This is a genomic window from Roseateles sp. P5_E1 (assembly GCF_054049335.1).
Map to the genome: position 1 here is coordinate 31,161 of NZ_JBFUMN010000037.1, position 20,958 is coordinate 52,118.

Sequence of the window (20,958 nt, forward strand, 5' to 3'; positions counted from 1 at the left end):
CCCGCCATTCTCAGCCCGGCTGCGGGACCAAGGCTCAGTCGTCGTGCCCGGGGTTCTGGCGCGCCAGGCGGCGCAGCAGCCCCGGCCAGGCCAGCTCGGCCCCGGAGCCGCGCATGACCTTGTCGCTCTGAGCGCGGATGCCGGCCAGGATCTGCTGCGGGATGCGGATCAGCTCGCCGCCGCCAGCCTGGGCCGCGATCTGGATCTCGCAAGCGCGCTGCAGCATGAACATCTTCAAAAAGGTATCGGCCGCGCTGTTGCCGAGGGTCAGCAGGCCGTGGTTGCGCAGCATCATCAGCGAGGCCTTGCCGAGGTCGCGCACGAGGCGGGCCTTCTCATCGGGGTTGAGCGCCACGCCCTCGTAGTCGTGATAGCTGAGGGACGCCAGCGGAAACAGGCTGTGCTGCGAGATCGGCAGCAGGCCTTCGCGCTGCGTGCTGACCGCCACGCCCGCCACCGTGTGCAGATGCATGACGAACTGCGCGTCCTCGCGCGCCTCGTGCACGGCACTGTGGATGATGAAGCCGGCCGGGTTGACGTTGTAGTCGCTGGGCGCCACCTTCTCACCGGTCTGGTCCACCTTGACGAGGCTGCTGGCCGTGATCTCCTCGAACATCATCCCGTAGGGGTTGATGAGGAAGTGATGCTCGGGGCCGGGCACGCGGGCCGAGATGTGGGTGAAGATCAGGTCGTCCCAGCCATGCAGGGCCGCCAGCCGATAGAGGGCGGCGAGATCGCAGCGGACGGCCCATTCTTCGGGGGCGCAGTTCTTGGGCTTGGCCATGGTGTCTCCTCGTGAAAAGGGTCGATCCAGCATAGCGCCGACAATCGCGGGCTGTTGTCACCTCCGTTCCCATGCTGATTGCCGACCTCCGCCAGCGCCTGCGTGCGCTCGGCGCCAACCCCGACCACGAAAGCCGCGTGCTGCGCCACTGGCTGCACGGCCTGCCGCTGGATGGCGGCAAGCGGCCGCTGCAGGGCTTCCTGCCCAAGGCGGTCATGGCGGTGCTGCTGGGGCTGATGGCGGAGCTGGACAGCCTCGTCACGCTGCGCAGCGAGCACGCCGGCAGCGATGGCGAGTCGGCTCGGCTGCTGCTGGGCCTGGCCGACGGCCAGACGGTGGAGACCGTGCTGCTGCCACGCGACGGCGTCTGCGTGTCCAGCCAGGTGGGCTGCGCCGTGGGTTGCCGCTTCTGCATGACGGGCGTGGACGGGCTGATCCGCCAGGTCGGCAGTGCCGAGATCGTGGCCCAGGTGGTGCTGGCCCGGCGCAAGAACCTCAAGCTGCGCAAGGTCGTCTTCATGGGCATGGGCGAACCCTCGCACAACCTGGCCAATGTGCTGGACGCCATCACGCTGCTGGGCCGCGAGGGTGGCTTCGCGCACAAGCAGCTGGTGTTCTCGACGGTAGGCGACGAACGCGCCTTTGCCGCGCTTAACGAGGCCGAGGTGAAGCCGGCCCTGGCGCTGTCCCTGCACACGACCGACGCCGCCAAGCGCGCCGAGCTGCTGCCGCGCGCACCACGGCTCACGCCCGAGGAACTCGTCGAGGCGGCCGACGCCTATGCGCGATCCAGCGGTTATCCCATCCAGTACCAGTGGACGCTGCTGGACGGCGTCAACGACGGGCCCGAGGAGCTGGACGGCATCGTGCGCCTGCTCAAGGGCCGCTATGGCCTGTTGAACATGATCCCCTTCAACAGCGCCGAAGGCCTGCCCTTCACGCGGCCGAGTTGGGAACGCGCGCGCGCCATCGCCACCGAGCTGTCCAGCCGGGGCGTGCTGACCAAGCTGCGCGACTCGGCCGGCCAGGATGTGGAAGGCGGCTGCGGCCAGTTGCGAGCCCGCGAGGCGGTGGGCCGGCCCGCGCGGGTGGTGAGGATTCACGCTTGAAATCCGAAGGCTGAGGCCTCCAGCGGTGACAACGGTGTCACCTCCTGCCCGCAGAATGCCGACGCCACACCGGACAGCCCGGTGCGAGAAGACATTCCACTTGGAGGAGAGACATGACTCAGCTTCAGATGCTGGTGGCGCGCGCCCGCGGCGCCGCGTTGATCGCCGGCACGGCCCTGTGCCTGCAAGCCACGGCCGCGCCCACGGTCAGCAAGTTCGCACCCACGGCCCAGTTGGGCGGCAGCACGCTGCAGCTCAACGGCAAGGGCACGCGCGTGCGCCTCGTGTTCAAGGCCTACGACATGGGCCTGTACACGAGCAAGCATGTCAGCACGGCGGCAGAGCTGTTTGCGCTGCCGGGCGCCAAGCGGCTGCAGTTCACCGCCCTGCGCGAACTGCCCGGCACCGACCTGGGCCGGCTCTTCCTGCGCGGCATCAGCGACAACACGCCCAGCCAGCAGCTGACCCGGCACACCCTGGCCACGAACCGGCTCATCGAGATCTTCTCGGGCAAGCCCAAGCTGTTGCCCGGCGACACCTTCGCGATGGACTTCGTGCCGGGCAAGGGGACGCAGTTCTACATCTCGGGCCAGGCCCAGGGCGAGCCGGTCGGTGACGACGAGTTCTTCACGCTGGTGCTGCGCATCTGGTTCGGCGAGTCGCCGGCCGACACGCAGCTGCGCGATGCCCTGCTGGATGGCGGCAAGGACTGACAGGCCCTAGTTGCCCAAAGCGATGCGCGCCATCTCGAAGCGGGCACCGCCATCGCCATGCGGGCTGATGTGCACGACGCGGAACTGCTTGGCGGTGCCGGCGCGCCTCAGCTCGAGCGATAGGCGTCGGCGTCCAGCCCGAGGCGGCGGATGCGGTCGTGCAGGGTCTTGCGCGCCAGGCCCAGGCGTTCGCCGGCCTTGGCGATATTGCCGCCGCTCTCCTGCAAGGCCTGCACGATCCACTGCCGCTCGACGGCAGCCAGCGCCTCGTCCAGCGGCGCTTGCGGCAGGGCGGCGGGCTCGCTGGGCGTCGGCAACCTGGGCGGTGTGGCTTCGCTGACCAGGCCCAGCACCCAGCGCTCGGCAAAGTTGCGCAGCTCGCGCACATTGCCGGGCCAGTCGCGCGCTGCCCAAGCCGCCAGCTGGGCGGCGCTCCAGGCCGGCACCGGCCGCTGCAGCCGTTCGCCAGCCTGGGCGCAGAAGTGGCTCAGCAGCAGCGGGATGTCCTCGCGGCGCTGGCGCAGCGGCGGCAGCGCGATGCTGGCCACGTCCAGGCGGTAGAACAAGTCCTCGCGAAAGCGCCCTTCCCTCGCCAGCTCCAGCAGGTCCACCTTGGTCGCGGCGACGACGCGGCAGGCCAGCGGCACGGCCGTGTTGGCGCCCAGGCGCTCGACGCTGCGCTCCTGCAGCACCCGCAGCATCTTGACCTGTAGCGCCAGCGGCATGGACTCGATCTCGTCGAGGAAGACGGTGCCGTCGCCGGCGAACTCCAGCTTGCCGATGCGGCGCTTGGCCGCGCCCGTGTAGGCCCCCGCCTCGGCGCCGAAGATCTCGGACTCGAACACGCTCTCGGGCAGAGCGCCGCAATTGATGGCGACAAACGGGCCGCTTGCGCCACTGGCCGCGTGCAGGGCGCGGGCCACGACCTCCTTGCCGGCACCCGTCTCGCCGTGGATGAGCACGTCCACGCGCGCCCGGCCGAGCGTGCCGATCAGCGTGCGCAGCTGCTCCATCGCCGCGCTGGCACCCAGCAGGCCATCGGCCGGGCCGCCGGCAAGCTGAGCCTTCAGCCGCCGGTTCTCCAGCACCAGGCGGCGCTGGGCCAGCGCGCGGCGCACGACCTCGACGAGGTGCTCGGCCGAGAAGGGCTTTTCGATGAAGTCCCAGGCGCCGTCGCGCATGGCCTCGACCGCCATGCCGATGTCACCGTGGCCGGTCACGAGGATGACGGGCAGCTCGGGGTCCTGCTCGCGCAGGCCTTGCAGCAGCGCCAGGCCACTGTCGCCGGGCAGTTGCACGTCGCAGACGACGATGCCGGCAAAGCCGGGTTGCAGCCAGGCGCGCGCCGCCTCGGCCGAGTCCACGCCCTGGGCCTGCAAGCCCGCCAGCCGCAGGCTCTGCGTGGTGGCCAGGCGGACGTGCTCGTCGTCCTCGACGAGCAGCACATCGGTGGGTTCAGGCGACGCCATGCGGTGATTGTGTGATGGGCAGCCTGAGGGTGAACTGCGCGCCGCCTTCCGGTCGGTTGCCGCCTTGCAGCGAGCCGCCCAGCGCGTTGGCGATGGAGGCCGAGATGGACAAGCCCAGGCCCAGGCCATCGCCGCGGCGCTTGGTCGTGAAGAAGGGTTCGAACAGGCGCGCCTGCACGTCGTCGCTCAGCCCGGGGCCGTCGTCGCTCACGCGCAGCAGCGCCTGGCCGGCATCGACCTCGGCCTGCAGCGTCACCGTGCCGCCGCCCTTCTCAGCGCTGGCGTCGATGCCGTTGCGCAGCAGGTTGACGAGCACCTGTTCGATGCGCACCTGCTGGCCCAGCACGGCCAGGCCTTCGGGCACGGGCAGGCAATCGAGCCTGACGCGCTGGCGGCGCGCTTCAGCGCTGACCAGGGCCACCGCGGCCTGAAAGGCTTCCGCCACCACCACCGGCTGTACGCGCAACTCGTCGCGGCGGGCAAAGCCCTTGAGCTGGCCGACGATGGCGGCGATGCGCTGGGTCAAGCTGTCAATGGACTGCAGATTGGTCTCAGCATCGGCCTGCATGCCGCGTTCGAGAAACACGCGGGCGTTGTCGTTCAGCGCCCGCAGCGCCGCCAGCGGCTGATTGATCTCGTGCGTGATGCTGGCGGCCATCTGGCCCAGCACGGCGAGCTTGCCGGCCTGCACGAGGTCGTCTTGCGTGGCGCGCAGCGTCTGCTCGGTGCGGTGCAGCTCGTCCACGCGCGCCTGCAGCTCGCGGGTGCGCTCGGCGATGCGCGTCTCCAGGCTGTCGTAGGCGGCACGCAGTGCGCCCTGGGCGGCCAGGCGCTCACGGGCGCGGCGGCGGCGCAGCTGCAGGTAGGCCAAGGTCAGCAACAGCGATACCCAGCCCAAGGCGGCAGCCCAGGCACGGCCGGCGGCGATCTGCTCGGCGCCGCGGATCTCGGTGAAGGACAACAGCGTCCAACCGCGGCCCTGGACCGGCTGCTCGGTGACGAGGGCGCGCAGCTTGGCAGCCGCCGTGGCGATGCGCTCGATGCGCAGTTCGGTCGCCGCGCGTGAGGGCTCGCGCCCCAGCGCAGGCAGCGGCAGGTCGCCGTATTGCTGCGTGTCGTGCAACTCGGCGCGTGCCGCGTCCGACAGCGGCTGCAGCGTGCGGTACTTCCATTCCGGCCGGCTGGCCAGGAAAACCACGCCGCGCGCGTCGGCCAGCATCAGCTCGCCGGCGCTGCGGGCCCAGTTGGCTTCCATCTCGTCGAGGGACACCTTGAGCACGACGACGCCCGCCACCGCACCGGAGAGCCGGTGGGCGATGAAGTAGCCCGGCGTGCCGGTCGTCGAGCCGCGCGCATAGAAGTGGCCGCCGCCCTGCGCCATCGCGTCGCGGAAGTAAGGCCGGTAGGCGTAGTTCTGGCCGACGAAAGTCTGCGGGTCGCGCCAGTTGCTGGAGGCCAGCGTCAGGCCCTGCGCGTCGATCAGGAAGATGGCCGCTGCGGAGGCGTCTTGCGCAACGCCTTCGAGCAACACGTTGACTTCCGCCGCGCGTGCCTGGGATGACGGCACGGCCAGCAACCCGGCCAGCGCCGGATGGCGCGCCAGCACCTGCGGCACGACCTCGTACTTGTCCAGCGCGCCGGTCAGCTCGTGCGCGACAAAGCGCAGATGGCGCTGCGCGTCGTCACGGGTCTGCGCCAGCGCCAGGTCCAGCGACAGCCGCCAGGCCGCGTACGCGACCGCTGCGCCGCCCAGCACCACCAGCAACAACAGCCCGAGGCTGCGTCGCCAGCGGGCCGGCTTGTTTGCGTCAGTGGTGGGCAGCTTCGGCATCGATCCTTGAGTGTTGGCGCGTGTCACGCATCAACAGATAGACGAGCAGCGAGCAGGCGATCACCGCGGTAGCGTACCAATAGAAGCCGCTCTCCATGCCCTGCTGCTTGAACCACAGCGCGATGTACTCGGCGGTGCCGCCGAAGACCGACACGGCGATGGCATAGGGCACGCCGACACCGGTGGCGCGGATGGAAGCGGGGAAGAGCTCGGCCTTCACGACCGCGTTGATGGAGGTGTAGCCGCTGACGATGAGCCAGGCGCAGGCAATCAGCCCAAAGGCTTCCCACGGCCCCTGGGCATGGCGCAGCGCCGTCAGCAGCGGCACCGTGAAGATCGTGCCCAGCACCGCAAAGCCCAGCAGCAGCGGCTTGCGGCCGATGCGGTCCGACAGCGCGCCGTAGATTGGCTGCAGCAGGGCCGCGAACACCAGGCTGGCGGCGGACACGGCCGTGGTCTGCGCGTCGGTGAGGCCCACCGACAGCTTCAGGAACTTCTGCATATAGGTCGTGTAGACGTAGAAGGCCAACGTGCCGCCCATGGTCAGGCCGATGACGATCAGGCATTCGCGCGGGTGCTGCAGCAGCAGCTTGAAGCCACCCATGCGGTCCTTGTTGCGCTTCTTCTCAGCCTGGAAGGCCTGGGTCTCGGGCAGGTCGGACCGCATGATCAGCGCGACGATGGCCAGCAGCGCGCCGATGAAGAAGGGAATGCGCCAGCCCCAGGCCTTGAGCTGGGCGGCGTCGAGCACGAAGTTCTGCAGCACCAGCAGCACGACGAGCGCCGTCAGCTGGCCACCGATCAGCGTCACGTACTGGAAGCTGGCATAGAAGCCGCGGTGCTTGGACGTCGCCATCTCCGACAGATAGGTGGCGCTGGAGCCGTACTCGCCACCCAGGCTCAGGCCCTGCAGCAGGCGCGCGAACAGCAGGATGGCTGGTGCCCAGACGCCGACGGCCGCGTAGGTGGGCGAGCAGGCGATCAGCAGCGAGCCGCCGCACATCAGCAGCACCGAGGCCATCAGCGCCAGGCGCCGGCCGTGGCGGTCGCCGATGTAGCCGAACAGCAGGCCACCGACGGGCCGGATGAAGAAGCCCAACGCGAAGATGGCCGCCGTCGRCATCGACTGAGCCACCGGGTCGGATGATGGGAAGAAGGACGACGAGAAGTAGAGCGAGAAGGCCGCGTAGCAGTAGAAGTCGTACCACTCGACGAGGTTGCCGAGGGAGCCGACGAGGATGGCCTTCAGGCGGCTGAACTCGATGCGGTCGGGCGCTGCCGCCACAGCGGCCGAAGCCGGGGGATAGATCGCTGACATGGGGCTTGTCTCCTGGGTTGTGTGCCCCAGGATGAGCAGCTTGCGTGCCAAGACCGTGCGTGGCCGTGCGCCAGGGTGGCGCACGGCCAATCCCATCGATGCCTCGGCGGATTTCCGCCAGGCAAGGCGTCATGCGGCCGCCGCCGGCGGAGATCCGCCGCTGTGTTCAGCGCTGTTGGGCGACCCACTCCATGACCAACTCGCGCAGCACCGGCAGCGGCACCTGGCCGGCGGTCAGCACGACGCGGTGGAAGCCCTTGACGTCGAACTTCGGCCCGAGCGCCTGTGTCGCCTCGGCACGCAGCTTGGTGATCTCCAGCTGGCCGATCTTGTAGCCCAGCGCCTGGCCGGGCCAGACGATGTAGCGCTCGACCTCGGAGACGACATCGCTCTCGGCCATGGAGGAGTTGTCCAGCATGAACTTGATGGCCCGCTCCCGCGTCCAGCCCTTGGCATGCAGGCCGGTGTCCACCACCAGGCGCATGGCGCGCAGTTGCTCGTCCGACAGACGGCCGTACCACTGATAGGGGTCGGTGAAGAGGCCGAGTTCCTTGCCCAGGCTCTCCGCGTAGAGCGCCCAGCCTTCGACGTAGGCGGTGTAGTTGCTGCCGAAGCGGCGGAAGGCCGGCAGCGTCGCATCTTCCTGCGCGATGGAGATCTGGAAATGGTGGCCCGGCGAGGCTTCGTGCAGGGACAGGGTCTCCATGCCGAAGATGGGCTGGGCCTTCAGGTTGAAGGTGTTGACGTAGAACACACCCGGCCGTGAACCGTCGGTCGTGCCGTTCTGGTAGGACGCACCGGCCGCGCTCTCGGCGCGGAAGGCCTCGACCTCCTTGACCTCGTAGTCGGCCCTGGGTTGGACGTCGAAGAGCTTGGGCGTCAGGCCGTTGATCTTCTTCTGCAGCTCGCGGTAGCCATTGAGCAGGTCCTCCGGCTTGCTGAAGTAGAACCTGGGGTCGTCCTGCAGGTACTTGAAGAAACCTTTCAGGTCGCCCTGGAAGCCGACCTCCTTCCGCACGCCCTCCATCTCGCCGAGGATGCGCGCGACCTCCTTCAAGCCAATGGCATGGATCTGGTCGGGTGTCAGCTTCAGCGTGGTGGACTGCTGCACACGGTGGGCATACCAGGCCTTGCCGTCGGGCAGGGCCGACCAGCCCGTGCTCTTGCGCGCCTTGGGCATGTACTCGTCGCGCACAAAGGCCAGCAGGCGGGCATAGGCGGGCAACACGCCCGTCGACAGCAACTTGCGCATCTCGGCCGCAATGCGCTCGCGGTCGGCGGCGGGCACAGCCTCGGGGAAGTTCTTGATCGGCCCCCAGAACAAGCTCTTCTCGGGGTCGGTCACGGCCAGGGCCGTCAGTTGCGGCAGCACCTTTTCCATGACCGCGCGCGGCTGGGTCACGCCGGCCTTGAGGCCGTCGCGCATATTGGCAATGCTGCCGTCGAACAGGGGCACCGCCAGAGCCAGGCGCTTGAGCCAGTCGTCGTAGTCCTTGGTCGTCCTGAAGGGCTGGATGGATTGGCCCGTGCCCATCTGCGCCAGGAAGCTGGGCAGGCCACCGATCTGGCTGATGGGCTGCATCCAGTCCGGGAAGCGCTCGCCAGCCAGGTTCTGCTCCAGGTCGAGCTTGAGGATGCTGTAGGAGACGCGGTCCTTGGGTTCCAGTTTGGCCTTGCTGAAACCGGCCAGGGCCTTCAATTGCTCCTGCAACTCGCGCTTGGCCTGGACGCGGTAGGCCGCGGTCGTGGTGTCGACGAGGCGGTCGTTGTAGCGCGGGTCGCCGAGGGACGTGGCGAGGATGGGCTGGCGCTGCAGGGTCAGTTCCCACTGGGCATCCAGCCATTGGTGGAAGCGTTCGCTCTCGGTGGGAGCGGCCCAGGTGGGCAGGCTTGCGACAAGCAGGCTCAGGGCAAGGCGACGACGCATGAGGTCTCCAGTTTCGAGGTGGCGCGATGCTAGCCATAGACCTGCTGACAGCCAAAGGGCATGGCTTCCCTAGAATCCCGGCAAGCCCCGCTTCGGGGCTGTTGTCGTTTGTAGAGCTCCATGACGCTGCCATCGCTGCCGGCCATTGCGCCGGGCAAGAAGTTCACCCACCCTCGCCCCGTCGGCTCAGCCGACGCCCTGCTGCTCGCGCGCTTCGTGCAGCAGCAGCGCGACGCCGGGCGCATGGCCGCCATTTTCACGGCCGAGCCGGGCGACACGCAGCGGCTGGAAGACGAGCTGAAGTTCTTCGCGCCCGAGCTCAAGGTGGCCGTCTTCCCCGACTGGGAGACGCTGCCCTACGACAGCTTCAGCCCCCACCAGGACCTGATCTCCGAGCGCCTGGCCACGCTGTGGGAGCTGCTGCAAAGCAAAAAAACGAAAAGCATCGACGTGGTGCTGATGCCCGCATCGACTGCGCTGACGCGCCTCGCGCCGCCCAGCTTCCTGGCCGGCACCACCTTCAACTTCAAGCAGAAGCAGCGCCTGGACGAGGCCTCGCTGCGGTCCCAGCTCACRCTGGCCGGCTACACCCACGTCAGCCAGGTCGTGCAGCCGGGCGAGTACGCCGTGCGCGGCGGCCTCATCGACTTGTTCCCCATGGGCTCTGCCGTGCCCTATCGCGTCGATCTGTTCGGCGATGAGGTCGATTCCATCCGCACCTTCGACCCCGACAGCCAGCGCAGCCTCTACCCCGTGCCCGAGGTGCGCCTGCTGCCCGGCCGCGAGTTCCCGATGGACGAGGTGGCGCGCAAGAAGTTCCGCGAACGCTGGCGCGAGAAGATGGACGGCGACCCGAGCAAAGCGCGCATCTACCGCGACGTCGGCGAGGGGATCGCCTCAGGTGGCATCGAGTACTACCTGCCACTGTTCTTCGACCAGACGGCCACGGTCTTCGACTACCTCGGTGGCGAGGCCGGCCTGGCCCTGCACGGCGAGGTGGATGAAGCCATCCAGCGCTTCTGGACCGACACCAAGGAGCGCCACCGTTTCCTGCAGCACGACCCCGAGCGGCCGCTGCTGCCGCCGCAAGAGATCTTCCTGACGGCCGAGGACTTCTTCGGCCTGACCAAGCCGCACGCGGTGCTGTCGGTGCGCGGCGGCGAGCCGGTGGACTTTGCCCGCCCCCTGCCCGATGTCAGCGTCGAGCGCGGCGTGCAGGAACCGCTGGCCCGCCTGGCCGCCCACCTGAAGGCGACGCCGCACCGCGTGCTGCTGCTGGCCGAGAGCGAAGGCCGCCGCGAGAGCCTGCTGGAGCAGCTGCGCGACAGCAAGATCGAACCGCCGTCGGTCAAGGACCTGGCCGAGTTCCTGGCCGGCGACGAGAAATACGCAATAACCGCCGCGCCGCTGGCGACGGGATTCTTTTGGAACGACGCGCAGCAACCCGTTCAGCTTTTCACTGAGACGGAACTGTTCGCGACGATGCCGACGACCCGGCGGCGGCGCAAGCAGGAGCAGGTCAGCGACGTCAATGCGCTGATCAAGGACCTTTCCGAGCTGAAGGTGGGCGACCCGGTCGTGCACATCAACCACGGCATCGGCCGCTACCAGGGCCTGGTCAACATCGACGTGGGCGACGGCAGTTCGGAGTTCCTGCACCTGGAGTACGCCGACAAGGCGACGCTGTATGTGCCGGTGGCCCAGCTGCACCTGATCGGCCGCTACACCGGCGTGAGCGCCGAGGAAGCGCCGCTGCACAAGCTGGGCTCGGGCCAATGGGAGAAGGCCAAGCGCAAGGCCGCCGAGCAGGTGCGCGACACCGCCGCCGAGCTGCTCAACCTCTACGCCCGCCGCGCTGCTCGCGAGGGCCACGCCTTCCGCTACTCGGGCCACGACTACGAAGCCTTCGCCGCGTCCTTCGGCTTCGAGGAAACGCCCGACCAGCGCGCCGCCATCCACGCCGTCATCCAGGACATGATCAGCCCCAAGCCCATGGACCGCCTGGTCTGCGGCGACGTSGGCTTYGGCAAGACCGAGGTGGCSCTGCGCGCSGCCTTYRTCGCSGTGAYSGGCGGCAAGCAGGTYGCCWTCCTSGCGCCMACCACGCTGCTGGCCGAGCAGCATTACCAGAACATCGTCGACCGCTTTGGCGCCTGGCCGGTCAAGGTGGCGGAGATGAGCCGCTTCCGCTCGGCCAAGGAGATCAAGGCCGCGATGGAGGGCATTGCCGACGGGACGCTGGACATCGTCGTGGGCACGCACAAGCTGCTGTCCGCCGAGGTCAAGTTCAACCGCCTCGGCCTGCTCGTCATCGACGAGGAACACCGCTTCGGCGTGCGCCACAAGGAGGCGATGAAGGCCATGCGCGCCGAGGTCGACGTGCTGACGCTGACGGCCACGCCGATTCCTCGCACGCTCGGCATGGCCTTGGAAGGCCTGCGCGACCTCAGCGTCATTGCCACCGCGCCGCAGCGCCGCCTGGCCATCAAGACCTTTGTGCGCGCCGAAAGCAGCGGCACCATCCGCGAGGCGGTGCTGCGCGAGTTGAAGCGCGGCGGCCAGGTCTATTTCCTGCACAACGAGGTCGAGACCATCGAGAACCGGCGCCAGAAGCTCGAAGAGCTGGTGCCCGAGGCGCGCATCGTCATCGCCCACGGCCAGATGCCCGAGCGCGAGCTGGAGCGCGTCATGCGCGAGTTCGTGGCCGGCAAGCACAACCTGTTGCTCTGCTCGACCATCATCGAGACCGGCATCGACGTGCCGAGCGCCAATACCATCATCATTGCCCGTGCCGACAAGTTCGGCCTGGCCCAGCTGCACCAGCTGCGCGGCCGCGTCGGCCGCAGTCACCACCAGGCCTATGCCTATCTGATGGTGCCGGACATGCAGGGCCTGACCAAGCAAGCCCTGCAGCGGCTGGATGCCATCCAGGCCATGGAGGAACTGGGCTCGGGCTTCTATTTGGCGATGCACGACCTGGAGATCCGCGGCGCCGGCGAGATGCTGGGCGAGCACCAGAGCGGCAACATGATGGAGGTGGGCTTCCAGCTCTACAACGACATGCTGAGCGAAGCCGTGCGGTCGCTGAAGGCCGGCCGCGAGCCCGACCTGCTGTCGCCCTTTGCGGCCACCACCGAGATCAACCTGCACGCCCCGGCCCTGCTGCCCGATGCCTACTGCGGCGACGTGCAGGTGCGGCTGTCGCTGTACAAGCGCCTGGCCACGGCCGAGAAGAACGAGCAGATCGACGCCATGCTCGAAGAGATCACCGACCGCTTCGGCAAGCTGCCCACGCAGGGCCAGACCCTCTTCGACACCCACCGCCTGCGCGTGCTGGCCAAGCCCTATGGCGTCAGCAAGATCGACGCCGCACCGGCGCTGATCAACATCAACTTCCGCCCCAACCCGCCCATCGACCCGATGCGCGTCATCGAGCTGGTGCAGAAGAACCGCAACATCAAGCTGGTGGGCAACGAGAAGCTGCGCATCGAGAAACAGCTCTCCAGCCCGCAGGACCGCGCCCAGGCCGTGCGGGAGGTGCTGAGGCTGCTGGGGCAGCCGATCAAGACCGATTGAGCCCTAGCGTCCTTGAACCGGCGCCAGCGCGCGCAACGTGGCATCGGCGCGGTTCAGCAGTTCGGCAAAGCCCTGGCGCTGCGCCAGCTCCACCGCTTCCAGCAACAAGGGCCGTGCATCGCGGGCCGGCAACCCCTCGGCCTGCAGCAGCAGCCCCTCGACCAGCGGCTCCAGCAGGCCGGCGTCGCGTGCGACGGCCACCTGGCGCGCGGCTGCAGCCGCATCGCCGGCCAGCAGTTCCAGCCGTGCCAGGCGGATGTGCACGAGCGGATGCTGGCTGCGTGGCAACAACGCACGCAAGCGTTCGGCCAGAGTGGGGTCGTGCGGCAGGCCGCGGGCCTCGCGCAGCAGGCCGCGCAGCCAGGCGAGGTGTGACACGCGCAGCGGGTCGCGGCTGCTCGCCAGCAAGGGCTCGGCCAAGCCCAAGTCGGCTTCAGCAAGATCGAGGCAGCCGCTCTGCCAGTACAACCGCGCGCGCCGCGTCAGCGCCTCGGCCTCGAACAGGGCCGAACCTTGCGAGCGGCCCAGCTCCAGCGCGCGGTCCAGCACGCCGCGCGCCTCGCCGTAGCGGCCGGCGCTGGTCAGCGTGAGGCCCAGCATCAGCAGCGACAGCGTCTCGGTGTGCGCCACACCCTGCCAACTCAGCAAGCTGCGCCGCGCCATCTGTTCGGCGCGATCCAGCTCGCCCAGCGCCTGCAGCATCACGCCCAGGTCGCTCTCGATGGTCAGGCCCCGACAGTAGTCGGGATGGCGCTCCAGCAGCAGCTCGAAGGCATCGCGCGCGGCCCGCACCTGGCCACCGAACCAGTGGATCTGGCCTTCGTAGCTCAGCAGCGAGGGCCGCGCCGGTGCGAGTTGGCGCAGCTGGCCCAGCAGCGCCCAGGCGGCCGGGATGTCGGGCTCGCGCATGGCCAGCTCGATCAACACCTCACAGGCATTGCAGCGCTCGGCCAGCGGCAGCCGCGGCAACAGCGGCCGCAGGCGCTCGGCCAGCGTGGCGGCATGCGCCAGGTCGCCCGAGAACACGGCGTTGTCCACCAGGCCGGCCAACGCCTGCCCCTGGATCTGCTCGCGCTGCGCCGGGTCGGCCACGGCGCCGGCCAGCTCCAGCACCTGCTGCAGCGCTTGGCGACCGGCAGGCAGGTCATGCAGTAGCGCACATTCGGCCAGACTGAGCCGGGCTTGCAGCGCCAGCGCCGGCTCGCGCGACTCGGCGGCAACGCGCTGCCACAGCGCCTGGGCCTCGTCGTAGCGGCCGCGCAGCTTCTGCTGAGCCGCGCCGCGGTGCAGCCAGGCCAGCGCCGTCTGCGCCTCGCCGGCGCCCTGCCATAGCGCGGCCACGGCCAGGGGCTCGGCGRCGCCTTCCGCGCGCGCGCCCAGCGCCAATGCGGCCCGTTGCCGCAGCGCCTGCGCCTCGAAGGCCGGCAGCACCGCGAGAACCGCTTCGCGCACCAGGTCATGCCGGCATTGCAGGGCGCCGTCGGGCTCTTCGCGCAGCAGCGCGGCCTGCAGCGCCAACCGGGCCGCGGGCAGCAATTCGGCATCGGGCACCGCGGCCACGCTGCCCAGCACCGCCAGCGGCAGCGGCCGGGCCAGCACGGCTGCCGCGCCGACGAGGCCATGCGCCGCAGGGCTCAGGGCCTGCCAGCGCCGCAACAGCAACTCATGCACGCGCGGGGACACGGGCGCGCCGTCGGCCCGGGCCCGCAGCAGCTCACCCAGCACAAAGGCATTGCCGTGGCTGGCCGCGAGCAGCGCGGGCGCGTCGGCGGCGCGCTGGCCGGCGCGATTCAGCAGCTGCTGCACAGCCTCCAGCGCCAGCCCCGGCAGCGCCAGGCAACGAACGTCCTGCTGCCGGGCCAGCCAGTCGCGGTGTTCGGCCGGCAGCTCTTCGCCCCGCGCGGCACCGCGCCAGCGCAGCCGGCCGCGGTGGCTCAGCAGGGCCAGCAGCTCCAGGCTGGCCGCGTCCACCCATTGCAGGTCATCGACCAGCAACAGCGGCCCCAGCGCCTCCAGCACGCGCGCCAGGCCCTCCAGCAGCCGGGCACGGGCACTCAAGGCGTCCAGCGGCGGCAAGGGCTCGTCGATGGCCAGCTCGGGCAGCAGCCGCGCCAGGTCCAACCGGTAGGCGGCCAGGCCGCGCTCGGGCTGGCGCAGCAGCGCCCGCAACGTGTCCAGGCGCGGCAGCAGCAGTTCGACGACGGGCCGGTAAGGCATCTCCGCCAGCCCCTCGCGGCCTTGCAGCACGGGGGCGCCGGGGAAGGCCGCCTTCAGCACGCTGGTCTTGCCCACGCCGGCCTCGCCCAGCAGCACCAGCGCCGGCGCGGCCTCGCGGCGGATCTGGCCCAGCCATTCAGCGCGGCCGCACAGCGCCTGATCGGTTTCGGTCGGCGGCGCCCCGCCCCGCTCCAGCAGCACACGCAGCGGCGCCTGCCAGGCTGCGGTGCCGGCGCGTTGCAAAGCGCGCCGAGCGGCTTCGTCCCAGCGGCGTTGCAGCAGCGCGCCATGGTCGTCGGCCCAGCGCCAGAACTCGTCGAAGCCGGCAAACCTGAAACCCTGCAGCCAGGCCATGGCCGGACGGGCCAGCAGCTCGGCGCCGTCGGCCTCGGCGCAGGCCATCTCCAGCAAGGCCAGGTCGTGCGGCAGCTGGAGACAGACGCGCTGCCGCTCGGCCACCAAGGCATCGGCCTGGCCGAACCCGGCCAGCAGCTGGCGCAGCCGGTGCAAGTTGATGCGCAGATGGTGCCGGGCCTGTTCGCGCTCGGCATCCGGCCAGAACAGCGCCGCAAGCTGGCCACGCTCCACCCAGTGGCCCAGGCAGGCCAGATGGATCAGCAGGCAGCCCGGCAGTGTGGCGGGCAGAGGCAGACTTTCAGCGGCATCGGCCTGCCAGGCCGGCGCTCCCAGCAGCTTGAGCATGGCGCGCAGTGTGCCGTGGCGCTTCCCGCGGTCAAGCGCGGCGGCGGCGCAATACCAGCAAGCCGATGCCGGCCGCCAACATCAGCCATGCCGAGGGTTCGGGCACCGGCGTCAGCGTGGCGGAGAAGTTGTCCAGGCTGAGGAAGGCGCTGCCGCCGGTGCAGCCGTTGATGCTGTTGCAACTGGTGCCAAGCGTGTAGCGGAAGCCCACGTAGATCGGCAGGGCGCCCGCGCTGAAGTCGGGGCGCTGCGCGGACCCGGCCACCGGTGGCACCCAGTCGGCCGCCGCGGCCACGAAGGACCACTGCTGCGACAGGTAGTCGGGCTTGATCATTGCCTTGCCAGTCACGAGGTCGCTGCCGATGACGGTGTAGGTCACGCCGTTTTGCATCAGGGCCGGCCGGATGCTGCCAAGCGTGTCGAAGGCAAAGCTGCTGGACAGCCCGCGGATGTCGGCGCTGAATTCCAGCTTCTGCAGCGCACCCAACTGCGCCGGGTCGTAGGCCAGCGCCGTATAGAAGGCGCCCAGCCGGTTCGTCGAGCTGGACAGGCCGGGGCTGCTCGGCGTGACATAGCTGATCACCCAATGCGAGCCCGGGTTGCCCAGGTTGGCGTCGATGACCATGTTGGCGTCCGCCGGCCCATCGTCGGTGATCTGGACCAGGCTCCAGTCGGCGGCATGGAAGTCACCGACCTGCAGGCTCAGGCCCGAGGCGGCGGCATGCGTGGCGAGCGCCAGCGCGAGGCCGGCGACAGAAACAGAGGCGAGGCGAGACATGAGCGAACTCCACGGCTTGAGGACGTGGCGGACTCTGCGCGGCCAGCGTCTCTGCACCGTCTCAAGCTAGGGGCTGCCTGCGCCCGCGTCCCTGCCTAGACTGCGCCGCCCTGCCGACCGGAGCATCGCGATGAAGAAGCTGGCTTTTGTTGCTGCAGTCCTGCTGCCCACCCTGGCCAGCGCCGCCGGCCTGGAGGGCACGACGGTGGACCTGCGCTATGACTTCGACAACGGCACAACCGTCTTTCACACCCAGGACAGCGTCCTTGTCGGCGCCGGCACCGAGCTGAGCTGCCCGGGCGCCGCCCAGGTCTGCCAGGTGCTGACGTCGCCGACCCAGACCCTGGATTTCGGCGACAGCAGCGTCCGCTATGACTACACCGGCCCGGGCAGCGGCTTCGACAACATTGCCGTCAACCACTTCCGCTTCGAAACCCTGTTCGGCAGTGGCACCGCCATCACCGGCGTACAGCTGACGAGCAATGGCATCGCCGGCCTGGACGCGTCACGGCTGAGCTTCACCGCTCACAGCGTGCAGATCGACATGCGCGGCCTGCCACTGGCGAGCCAGGCCTTCTTCCAGCTCGACCTGCAGACGGCGCCCGTGCCCGAGCCGGCCAGCGCCGCGCTGCTGTTGGGCGGTCTCGCGCTTTTGCTTGCCCGGCGCCGCGCATGAGCGCATCGGGATAATGCGGCCCATTGATGGCCTGCCCTATCCTGACTCCGTGACCTCCCCCGCTTCTGACGGCCTCGTCCTGCGCGACGGCCCCGCGCTGCCGCCGCTGTCCCATTTCAAGCTTGCCGCCTTCGACATGGATTCGACGCTGATCAGCATCGAGTGCATCGACGAGATCGCCGCACTGGCCGGCAAGGGCTCCGAAGTCGCCGCCATCACCGAAGCGGCGATGCGGGGCGAGATCACCGACTTCAAGGACAGCCTGCGCCGCCGCCTGGCCCTGCTCGCGGGCGTGCCGGCGACCGTGCTGGACCGCGTGCTGGCCGAGCGGCTGACGTTCAACCCCGGTGCGCGCGAGCTGTGCGCGGCGTTGAAGGCGGCCGGGCTCAAGCTCGTGCTCGTCTCCGGCGGCTTCACCTTCTTCACCCGCTTCGTCGCAGCCGAGCTGGGCATGGACTTCGTGCGCAGCAACGAGCTGGAAATCGTCGATGGCGCCCTCACCGGCCGCGTCGTCATGCAGGACTGGGGCGACATCTGCGACGGCGAGCAAAAGCGCCTGATGCTGCTGCAGAGCTGCGAGTCAGTTGGCTGCCGGCCCGACCAATCAATAGCCGTTGGCGACGGCGCCAACGACCTGCCCATGATGGGCGCGGCGGGCCTGTCGGTGGCCTATCACGCCAAGCCCAAGGTGCGCGAGCAGGCACGCATTGCCATCAACACAGGCGGCCTGGAGCGGCTGCTGGAGCTGCTCAGACCGTGAGGCGGCTGGCGGCGCTGCTGCTGGCCACCGTGCTCGCGGGCACGGCGACGGGGCAGCCGCTGCCTTCACCACCCCCGCTGCGATTCGTTGCGGCCACCAACAACGCCCTGCCCATCGCAGAGTTCGACGCCAACGGGCGCCTGGTCGGCGGCATGGTCAAGGATCTGGGCGAGCTGATTGCAGCCGGCCTGGACCGCCCGGTCAGTTTTGTGCCGATGGCGGGCAAGCGTGTCAGCGCCGCGCTGCTGGCCGGCGAGGCCGACGCCGTCTGCTTCGTGCTGCCGGAATGGCTGCAGGGCGACTTCCGCTGGACGCGCGGCCTCATTCCCGATGCCAGCCTCGTCGCAGCCCATGCCGACGCCCCGGCGCTCAAGACGCTGGAGCAGGTCGCCGGCCAGCCCCTGGGCACGGTGCAGGGCTACAGCTATCCGCGGGCAGAGCAGGCGCTGGGCAAATGGTTCAGGCGCAGCGACGTGCCCAGCATGGCGGCCAACCTGCGGCGGCTGGCCGCGGGCAAGGTGCGGTATGCGCTCGTGGAGAAAACCTCGCTGCAGTTCTTCCTGCACGAGCAGCCGAACGCGCCGGTGCGCATCGCCTGGGTCATCAATCAGTTCGACGCGCGCTGCGCCTTCTCGCCGCGCTCGGGTGTGCCCTTCGCCGAGCTGGCCTCAGTGCTGGACCGCCTCGTCAGCGACGGCAGCGTGGAGCGGGTGCTCGCACGCTACCGCTGATCAGCCCCGCAGGCGCCGGCGCGCCACGCCACCCATGACGGCCAGGCCGGCCAGCATCAACGCGTAGCTCTCGGGTTCGGGCACGGCCGTGACGGCCAGCACGTCGGCGACGATGGGCGTCGAGTTGGACCCGGCGACGGTCGTCCAGTTGGCGTTCACGGCCAGGGCTGACTTCAATTGCGCCATCGAGCTGAAAGGCGCGTCGTTGGTCGTGACCTGCGCCGTGAACTGCGTGTAGCGCGTCGCCGTCGCGGCGTCGACCTTGTACTCGCGCAGTTGGATGCCGGAAAGGCCGGTCGCGGCAGTGGGATTGTCGGACGAGGTGTAGGTGCCGCGGTTGGAAAGTGCGCCCAGGAAGGTGATGGCCGAGGCCTGGTAGTTCGTCGCATAGGACGCCGCCTGGAAGGCGTAGAGGATGTCGCCGCCGCTGGAGATGTTTGACGCGCCGCCGTTCAGGTTGACGACCACGCCGTTGGCAGTGCCGCCGGCCGCGCCGGACTTGGCCGCGTACTGGCCGTTGACGCCCGTGCCCAGCAGCGCCACCGACGTACCTGCATTCACCTTGGCGCTGGCCGTCCAGGACCAGAAGGTCTCTGCCGTCGTCGAGAACACGCCGGCGGCCGGCGTCGTCTGCAGCACGTTGGTGTCGGTGAAGTAGATCGTCGTGCCCGCGGCGATGTCGACGAAGCTGACGAAGGACCAGCCGCCGACCGTCGTGTTGCCGTTCACGCCGGTGAAGGCGAATTGGGTGTTGGTCAGCGAAGTGCTCGCAGCCTGGACGGTGCCGATGGAAGCGGCGGCCAGGGCGATCAGGGTCAGGGGCTTGTTCATGGATGGTCTCCGTTGTGTTGTCGTGGTTGGAATCAGCGGGCGCGCCGGCGTCCGACGGCCAGGGTCAGCAAGCCGCCCAGGACCAGCAGGGCCGAGCCCGGCTCGGGAACGGGTGCGGCGGCGAGCACGAGGTTGTCGAGCGACACGCCGTAGTAGCTGTCGCGGTTGGTCAGCGAGAAGCCGGCGATGTCGGCCGCCCCGCCCGTGCGTGCGAAGGCATAGCGGCCATCGCTGCGGCCGCTCAGATCAACGGCCTGGATGAGGCTGCCGTCGGTGCGGTACAGGCTCAGCGTGATCGCGCCGCCGTCGGCATCGCGCAGCTGCAAGCCCAGGGCCGACACGGGCGAGGCGAAGCGGGCCGAGATCGCGCCGAAGCCGTCGGCCGCGCCGGCCTGCGGGCCGACGCCGAACAGGGCCAGGCCGTCGGCGTCACCATAGTTGTAGGCGCCGAGGTTGGCGCCGGCTGCGCCGGCCAGCAGCGTCAGGCCCACGCTGGGCGCGCCGATGCTGAGGTCGTCGAACCAGTCCTGCGCCACTGCGCCCGGCCGCGGCGCCTTGGCCACGGCCAGCTCCTGGCCCGCGAAACGCTCGCCGAACTGCATGCCGCCACTGCTCAGCAGGCCATCGATGGCAGCGCCATCGGTCAGCTCGGAGAAGGTGACGGCGGCACCGCCGAGCGAGGCATAGGCCACTTCGTTCGTCGCACCGGCCTGGGCCGCGCCCACGGCGAGGCCGAGCAGCAGCGCGGCCAAGGGTTGAAGTCGGAATCGCATGTTGTGGTCTCCTTTTTTCAGCGGCCGCCGCCGACGATGCTGACGTTGTCGAAATCGGCCGTGACGACCGCGCTGTTGCTGCCCGATGAGAGGGCCAGGCCGACGTAGAGGCTGGCGGCCGTCACGTTGACGTTGGTCTTCTCGGCCCAGGTCACGCCGTCGGTGGACGCGGCGGAATACAGCGCATTGCCGCGCCGCTGCACGCGCACCCAGACGGGCGGCGTGGACGCTGCAAAGCCGGCCAGGTTGGACTTGTTGTTGCCGTTGATGGCGGCACGGATCTCGCCGGTCGTCGAGTAGCGCGCCGTCCAGGCATAGACGGGGCTGCCCGTGATGCCGTCCGCCGCGACGACGCCGGCACGCGCCGAGTCGGCGTTGCCGCCCTGCGTCACGACACGGGCCGTGAAGGTGAAGTCCCCCGTCAGCGCCGTGTACTTGAAGTTGAAGGTGTAGGGGCTGCCGGTGTTGATGGCGCCGGCGCCGGACAGCGTGTAGGTGCCGGTGGCCTGCACATAGGCGGCAGCGGGCACGATGGCGGTGACCAGCGGGCTCATGGCCTGCTCGCCGCTGCCCGTGCTGCAAGGCAGGGTCACGGTGCAGGCCGTGCCTGGAATCAAGGGCGGCGGATTGGGCAACGGACTGGGCGCGGGTGTCGGGGCTGGCGCCGGCGTGGGCGATGGGCTGGGTGCGGGGCTTGGCGTCGGGCTGGGCGTCGGGGACGGGCTGGGCGCCGGCGAACCGGGCAGCGGCGCGGGCACGGGGC

17 protein-coding genes are annotated in these 20,958 nt (G+C 69.6%); 7 read left to right on the forward strand and 10 right to left on the reverse strand.

Annotated features, from left to right (window positions below):
* Nucleotides 1–34 precede the first annotated feature (34 nt).
* Nucleotides 35–784, reverse strand: a complete 750-nt coding sequence (locus tag ACXJKJ_RS22000; RefSeq protein WP_457392408.1) for a class II aldolase/adducin family protein — start codon at nt 782–784, stop codon at nt 35–37.
* Nucleotides 785–855: 71 nt separating this feature from the next.
* On the opposite strand from ACXJKJ_RS22000, the gene ACXJKJ_RS22005 reads away from it, so the two are divergent.
* Together ACXJKJ_RS22005 and ACXJKJ_RS22010 are read left to right on the forward strand one after the other, a co-directional pair.
* Nucleotides 856–1,893, forward strand: coding sequence for an RNA methyltransferase (locus ACXJKJ_RS22005; protein WP_457392411.1), 1,038 nt, complete (start codon nt 856–858; stop codon nt 1,891–1,893).
* 113 nt (nt 1,894–2,006) lie between these two features.
* Nucleotides 2,007–2,606, forward strand: coding sequence for a chalcone isomerase family protein (locus ACXJKJ_RS22010; protein ID WP_457392414.1), 600 nt, complete (start codon nt 2,007–2,009; stop codon nt 2,604–2,606).
* Nucleotides 2,607–2,713: 107 nt separating this feature from the next.
* Here the strand turns inward: ACXJKJ_RS22010 and ACXJKJ_RS22015 are convergent, their stop codons facing one another.
* From ACXJKJ_RS22015 to ACXJKJ_RS22030, 4 genes are all read right to left on the reverse strand, one after another.
* Nucleotides 2,714–4,075: a sigma-54-dependent transcriptional regulator gene (locus ACXJKJ_RS22015; protein ID WP_457392417.1), complete on the reverse strand. Its 1,362-nt coding sequence runs from the start codon at nt 4,073–4,075 to the stop codon at nt 2,714–2,716.
* Nucleotides 4,062–5,906 (reverse strand): ATP-binding protein, encoded by a 1,845-nt coding sequence (locus ACXJKJ_RS22020; RefSeq protein WP_457392420.1) that lies wholly within the window; start codon nt 5,904–5,906, stop codon nt 4,062–4,064. Before ACXJKJ_RS22020 ends, ACXJKJ_RS22015 begins: the two co-directional genes overlap by 14 nt.
* Complete coding sequence (locus ACXJKJ_RS22025; protein WP_457392423.1) at nt 5,884–7,224, reverse strand: MFS transporter; 1,341 nt, start codon at nt 7,222–7,224, stop codon at nt 5,884–5,886. Before ACXJKJ_RS22025 ends, ACXJKJ_RS22020 begins: the two co-directional genes overlap by 23 nt.
* Before the next feature lie 166 nt (nt 7,225–7,390).
* Entirely contained in the window at nt 7,391–9,151 is a 1,761-nt protein-coding gene (locus ACXJKJ_RS22030; RefSeq protein WP_457392425.1) for a DUF885 domain-containing protein, read from the reverse strand.
* A gap of 120 nt (nt 9,152–9,271) precedes the next feature.
* On the opposite strand from ACXJKJ_RS22030, the gene mfd reads away from it, so the two are divergent.
* The gene (gene mfd, locus ACXJKJ_RS22035; protein ID WP_457392428.1) at nt 9,272–12,727 is read left to right on the forward strand and encodes a transcription-repair coupling factor; all 3,456 of its coding nucleotides are present in this window, start codon (nt 9,272–9,274) and stop codon (nt 12,725–12,727) included.
* A gap of 3 nt (nt 12,728–12,730) precedes the next feature.
* On the opposite strand, the gene ACXJKJ_RS22040 is transcribed toward mfd, so the two are convergent.
* Together ACXJKJ_RS22040 and ACXJKJ_RS22045 are read right to left on the reverse strand one after the other, a co-directional pair.
* Complete coding sequence (locus ACXJKJ_RS22040; RefSeq protein WP_457392431.1) at nt 12,731–15,646, reverse strand: AAA family ATPase; 2,916 nt, start codon at nt 15,644–15,646, stop codon at nt 12,731–12,733.
* Between the two features lie 31 nt (nt 15,647–15,677).
* Complete coding sequence (locus tag ACXJKJ_RS22045) at nt 15,678–16,424, reverse strand: PEP-CTERM sorting domain-containing protein (RefSeq protein WP_457392434.1); 747 nt, start codon at nt 16,422–16,424, stop codon at nt 15,678–15,680.
* Nucleotides 16,425–16,554: 130 nt separating this feature from the next.
* Here ACXJKJ_RS22045 and ACXJKJ_RS22050 point away from each other — a divergent pair, with 130 nt between their 5' ends.
* Genes ACXJKJ_RS22050 through ACXJKJ_RS22060 form a run of 3 tightly spaced genes read left to right on the forward strand, consistent with a single transcriptional unit; the run spans nt 16,555 to nt 18,591 of the window.
* Nucleotides 16,555–17,100 carry a PEP-CTERM sorting domain-containing protein gene (locus ACXJKJ_RS22050; RefSeq protein ID WP_457392436.1) on the forward strand — a complete coding sequence of 182 codons (546 nt, stop codon included), beginning with the start codon at nt 16,555–16,557 and terminating at the stop codon, nt 17,098–17,100.
* 13 nt (nt 17,101–17,113) lie between these two features.
* Entirely contained in the window at nt 17,114–17,860 is a 747-nt protein-coding gene (serB, locus tag ACXJKJ_RS22055; RefSeq protein ID WP_056197976.1) for a phosphoserine phosphatase SerB, read from the forward strand.
* A complete protein-coding gene (locus ACXJKJ_RS22060) occupies nt 17,857–18,591 on the forward strand; it encodes a substrate-binding periplasmic protein (protein WP_457323678.1) in 735 nt (244 codons plus the stop codon). Before serB ends, ACXJKJ_RS22060 begins: the two co-directional genes overlap by 4 nt.
* Here the strand turns inward: ACXJKJ_RS22060 and ACXJKJ_RS22065 are convergent, their stop codons facing one another.
* From ACXJKJ_RS22065 to ACXJKJ_RS22075, 3 genes are read right to left on the reverse strand one after another with little or no spacing between them, the layout of a single operon-like run.
* The gene (locus ACXJKJ_RS22065; protein ID WP_457392440.1) at nt 18,592–19,422 is read right to left on the reverse strand and encodes a PEP-CTERM sorting domain-containing protein; all 831 of its coding nucleotides are present in this window, start codon (nt 19,420–19,422) and stop codon (nt 18,592–18,594) included.
* Nucleotides 19,423–19,454: 32 nt separating this feature from the next.
* The gene (locus tag ACXJKJ_RS22070; protein WP_457392443.1) at nt 19,455–20,195 is read right to left on the reverse strand and encodes a PEP-CTERM sorting domain-containing protein; all 741 of its coding nucleotides are present in this window, start codon (nt 20,193–20,195) and stop codon (nt 19,455–19,457) included.
* Nucleotides 20,196–20,212: 17 nt separating this feature from the next.
* Nucleotides 20,213–20,749 carry a hypothetical protein gene (locus ACXJKJ_RS22075; protein ID WP_457392446.1) on the reverse strand — a complete coding sequence of 179 codons (537 nt, stop codon included), beginning with the start codon at nt 20,747–20,749 and terminating at the stop codon, nt 20,213–20,215.
* Between ACXJKJ_RS22075 and ACXJKJ_RS22080 the strand changes: the two genes are divergently transcribed.
* A partial coding sequence (locus ACXJKJ_RS22080) for a hypothetical protein (RefSeq protein WP_457392448.1) occupies nt 20,733–20,958 on the forward strand: 226 nt, incomplete at its 3' end. The two genes, ACXJKJ_RS22075 and ACXJKJ_RS22080, sit on opposite strands and share 17 nt — an antisense overlap.

What these genes read in the sequence shown, in the direction of transcription:
- ACXJKJ_RS22000 (WP_457392408.1), bottom strand. Translation starts at nt 784, where the DNA reads ATGGCCAAGCCCAAGAACTGCGCCCCCGAAGAATGGGCCGTCCGCTGC.
- ACXJKJ_RS22005 (WP_457392411.1), top strand. Translation starts at nt 856, where the DNA reads ATGCTGATTGCCGACCTCCGCCAGCGCCTGCGTGCGCTCGGCGCCAAC.
- ACXJKJ_RS22010 (WP_457392414.1), top strand. Translation starts at nt 2,007, where the DNA reads ATGACTCAGCTTCAGATGCTGGTGGCGCGCGCCCGCGGCGCCGCGTTG.
- ACXJKJ_RS22015 (WP_457392417.1), bottom strand. Translation starts at nt 4,075, where the DNA reads ATGGCGTCGCCTGAACCCACCGATGTGCTGCTCGTCGAGGACGACGAG.
- ACXJKJ_RS22020 (WP_457392420.1), bottom strand. Translation starts at nt 5,906, where the DNA reads ATGCCGAAGCTGCCCACCACTGACGCAAACAAGCCGGCCCGCTGGCGA.
- ACXJKJ_RS22030 (WP_457392425.1), bottom strand. Translation starts at nt 9,151, where the DNA reads ATGCGTCGTCGCCTTGCCCTGAGCCTGCTTGTCGCAAGCCTGCCCACC.
- ACXJKJ_RS22045 (WP_457392434.1), bottom strand. Translation starts at nt 16,424, where the DNA reads ATGTCTCGCCTCGCCTCTGTTTCTGTCGCCGGCCTCGCGCTGGCGCTC.
- ACXJKJ_RS22050 (WP_457392436.1), top strand. Translation starts at nt 16,555, where the DNA reads ATGAAGAAGCTGGCTTTTGTTGCTGCAGTCCTGCTGCCCACCCTGGCC.
- serB (WP_056197976.1), top strand. Translation starts at nt 17,114, where the DNA reads ATGCGGCCCATTGATGGCCTGCCCTATCCTGACTCCGTGACCTCCCCC.
- ACXJKJ_RS22065 (WP_457392440.1), bottom strand. Translation starts at nt 19,422, where the DNA reads ATGAACAAGCCCCTGACCCTGATCGCCCTGGCCGCCGCTTCCATCGGC.
- ACXJKJ_RS22070 (WP_457392443.1), bottom strand. Translation starts at nt 20,195, where the DNA reads ATGCGATTCCGACTTCAACCCTTGGCCGCGCTGCTGCTCGGCCTCGCC.
- ACXJKJ_RS22075 (WP_457392446.1), bottom strand. Translation starts at nt 20,749, where the DNA reads ATGAGCCCGCTGGTCACCGCCATCGTGCCCGCTGCCGCCTATGTGCAG.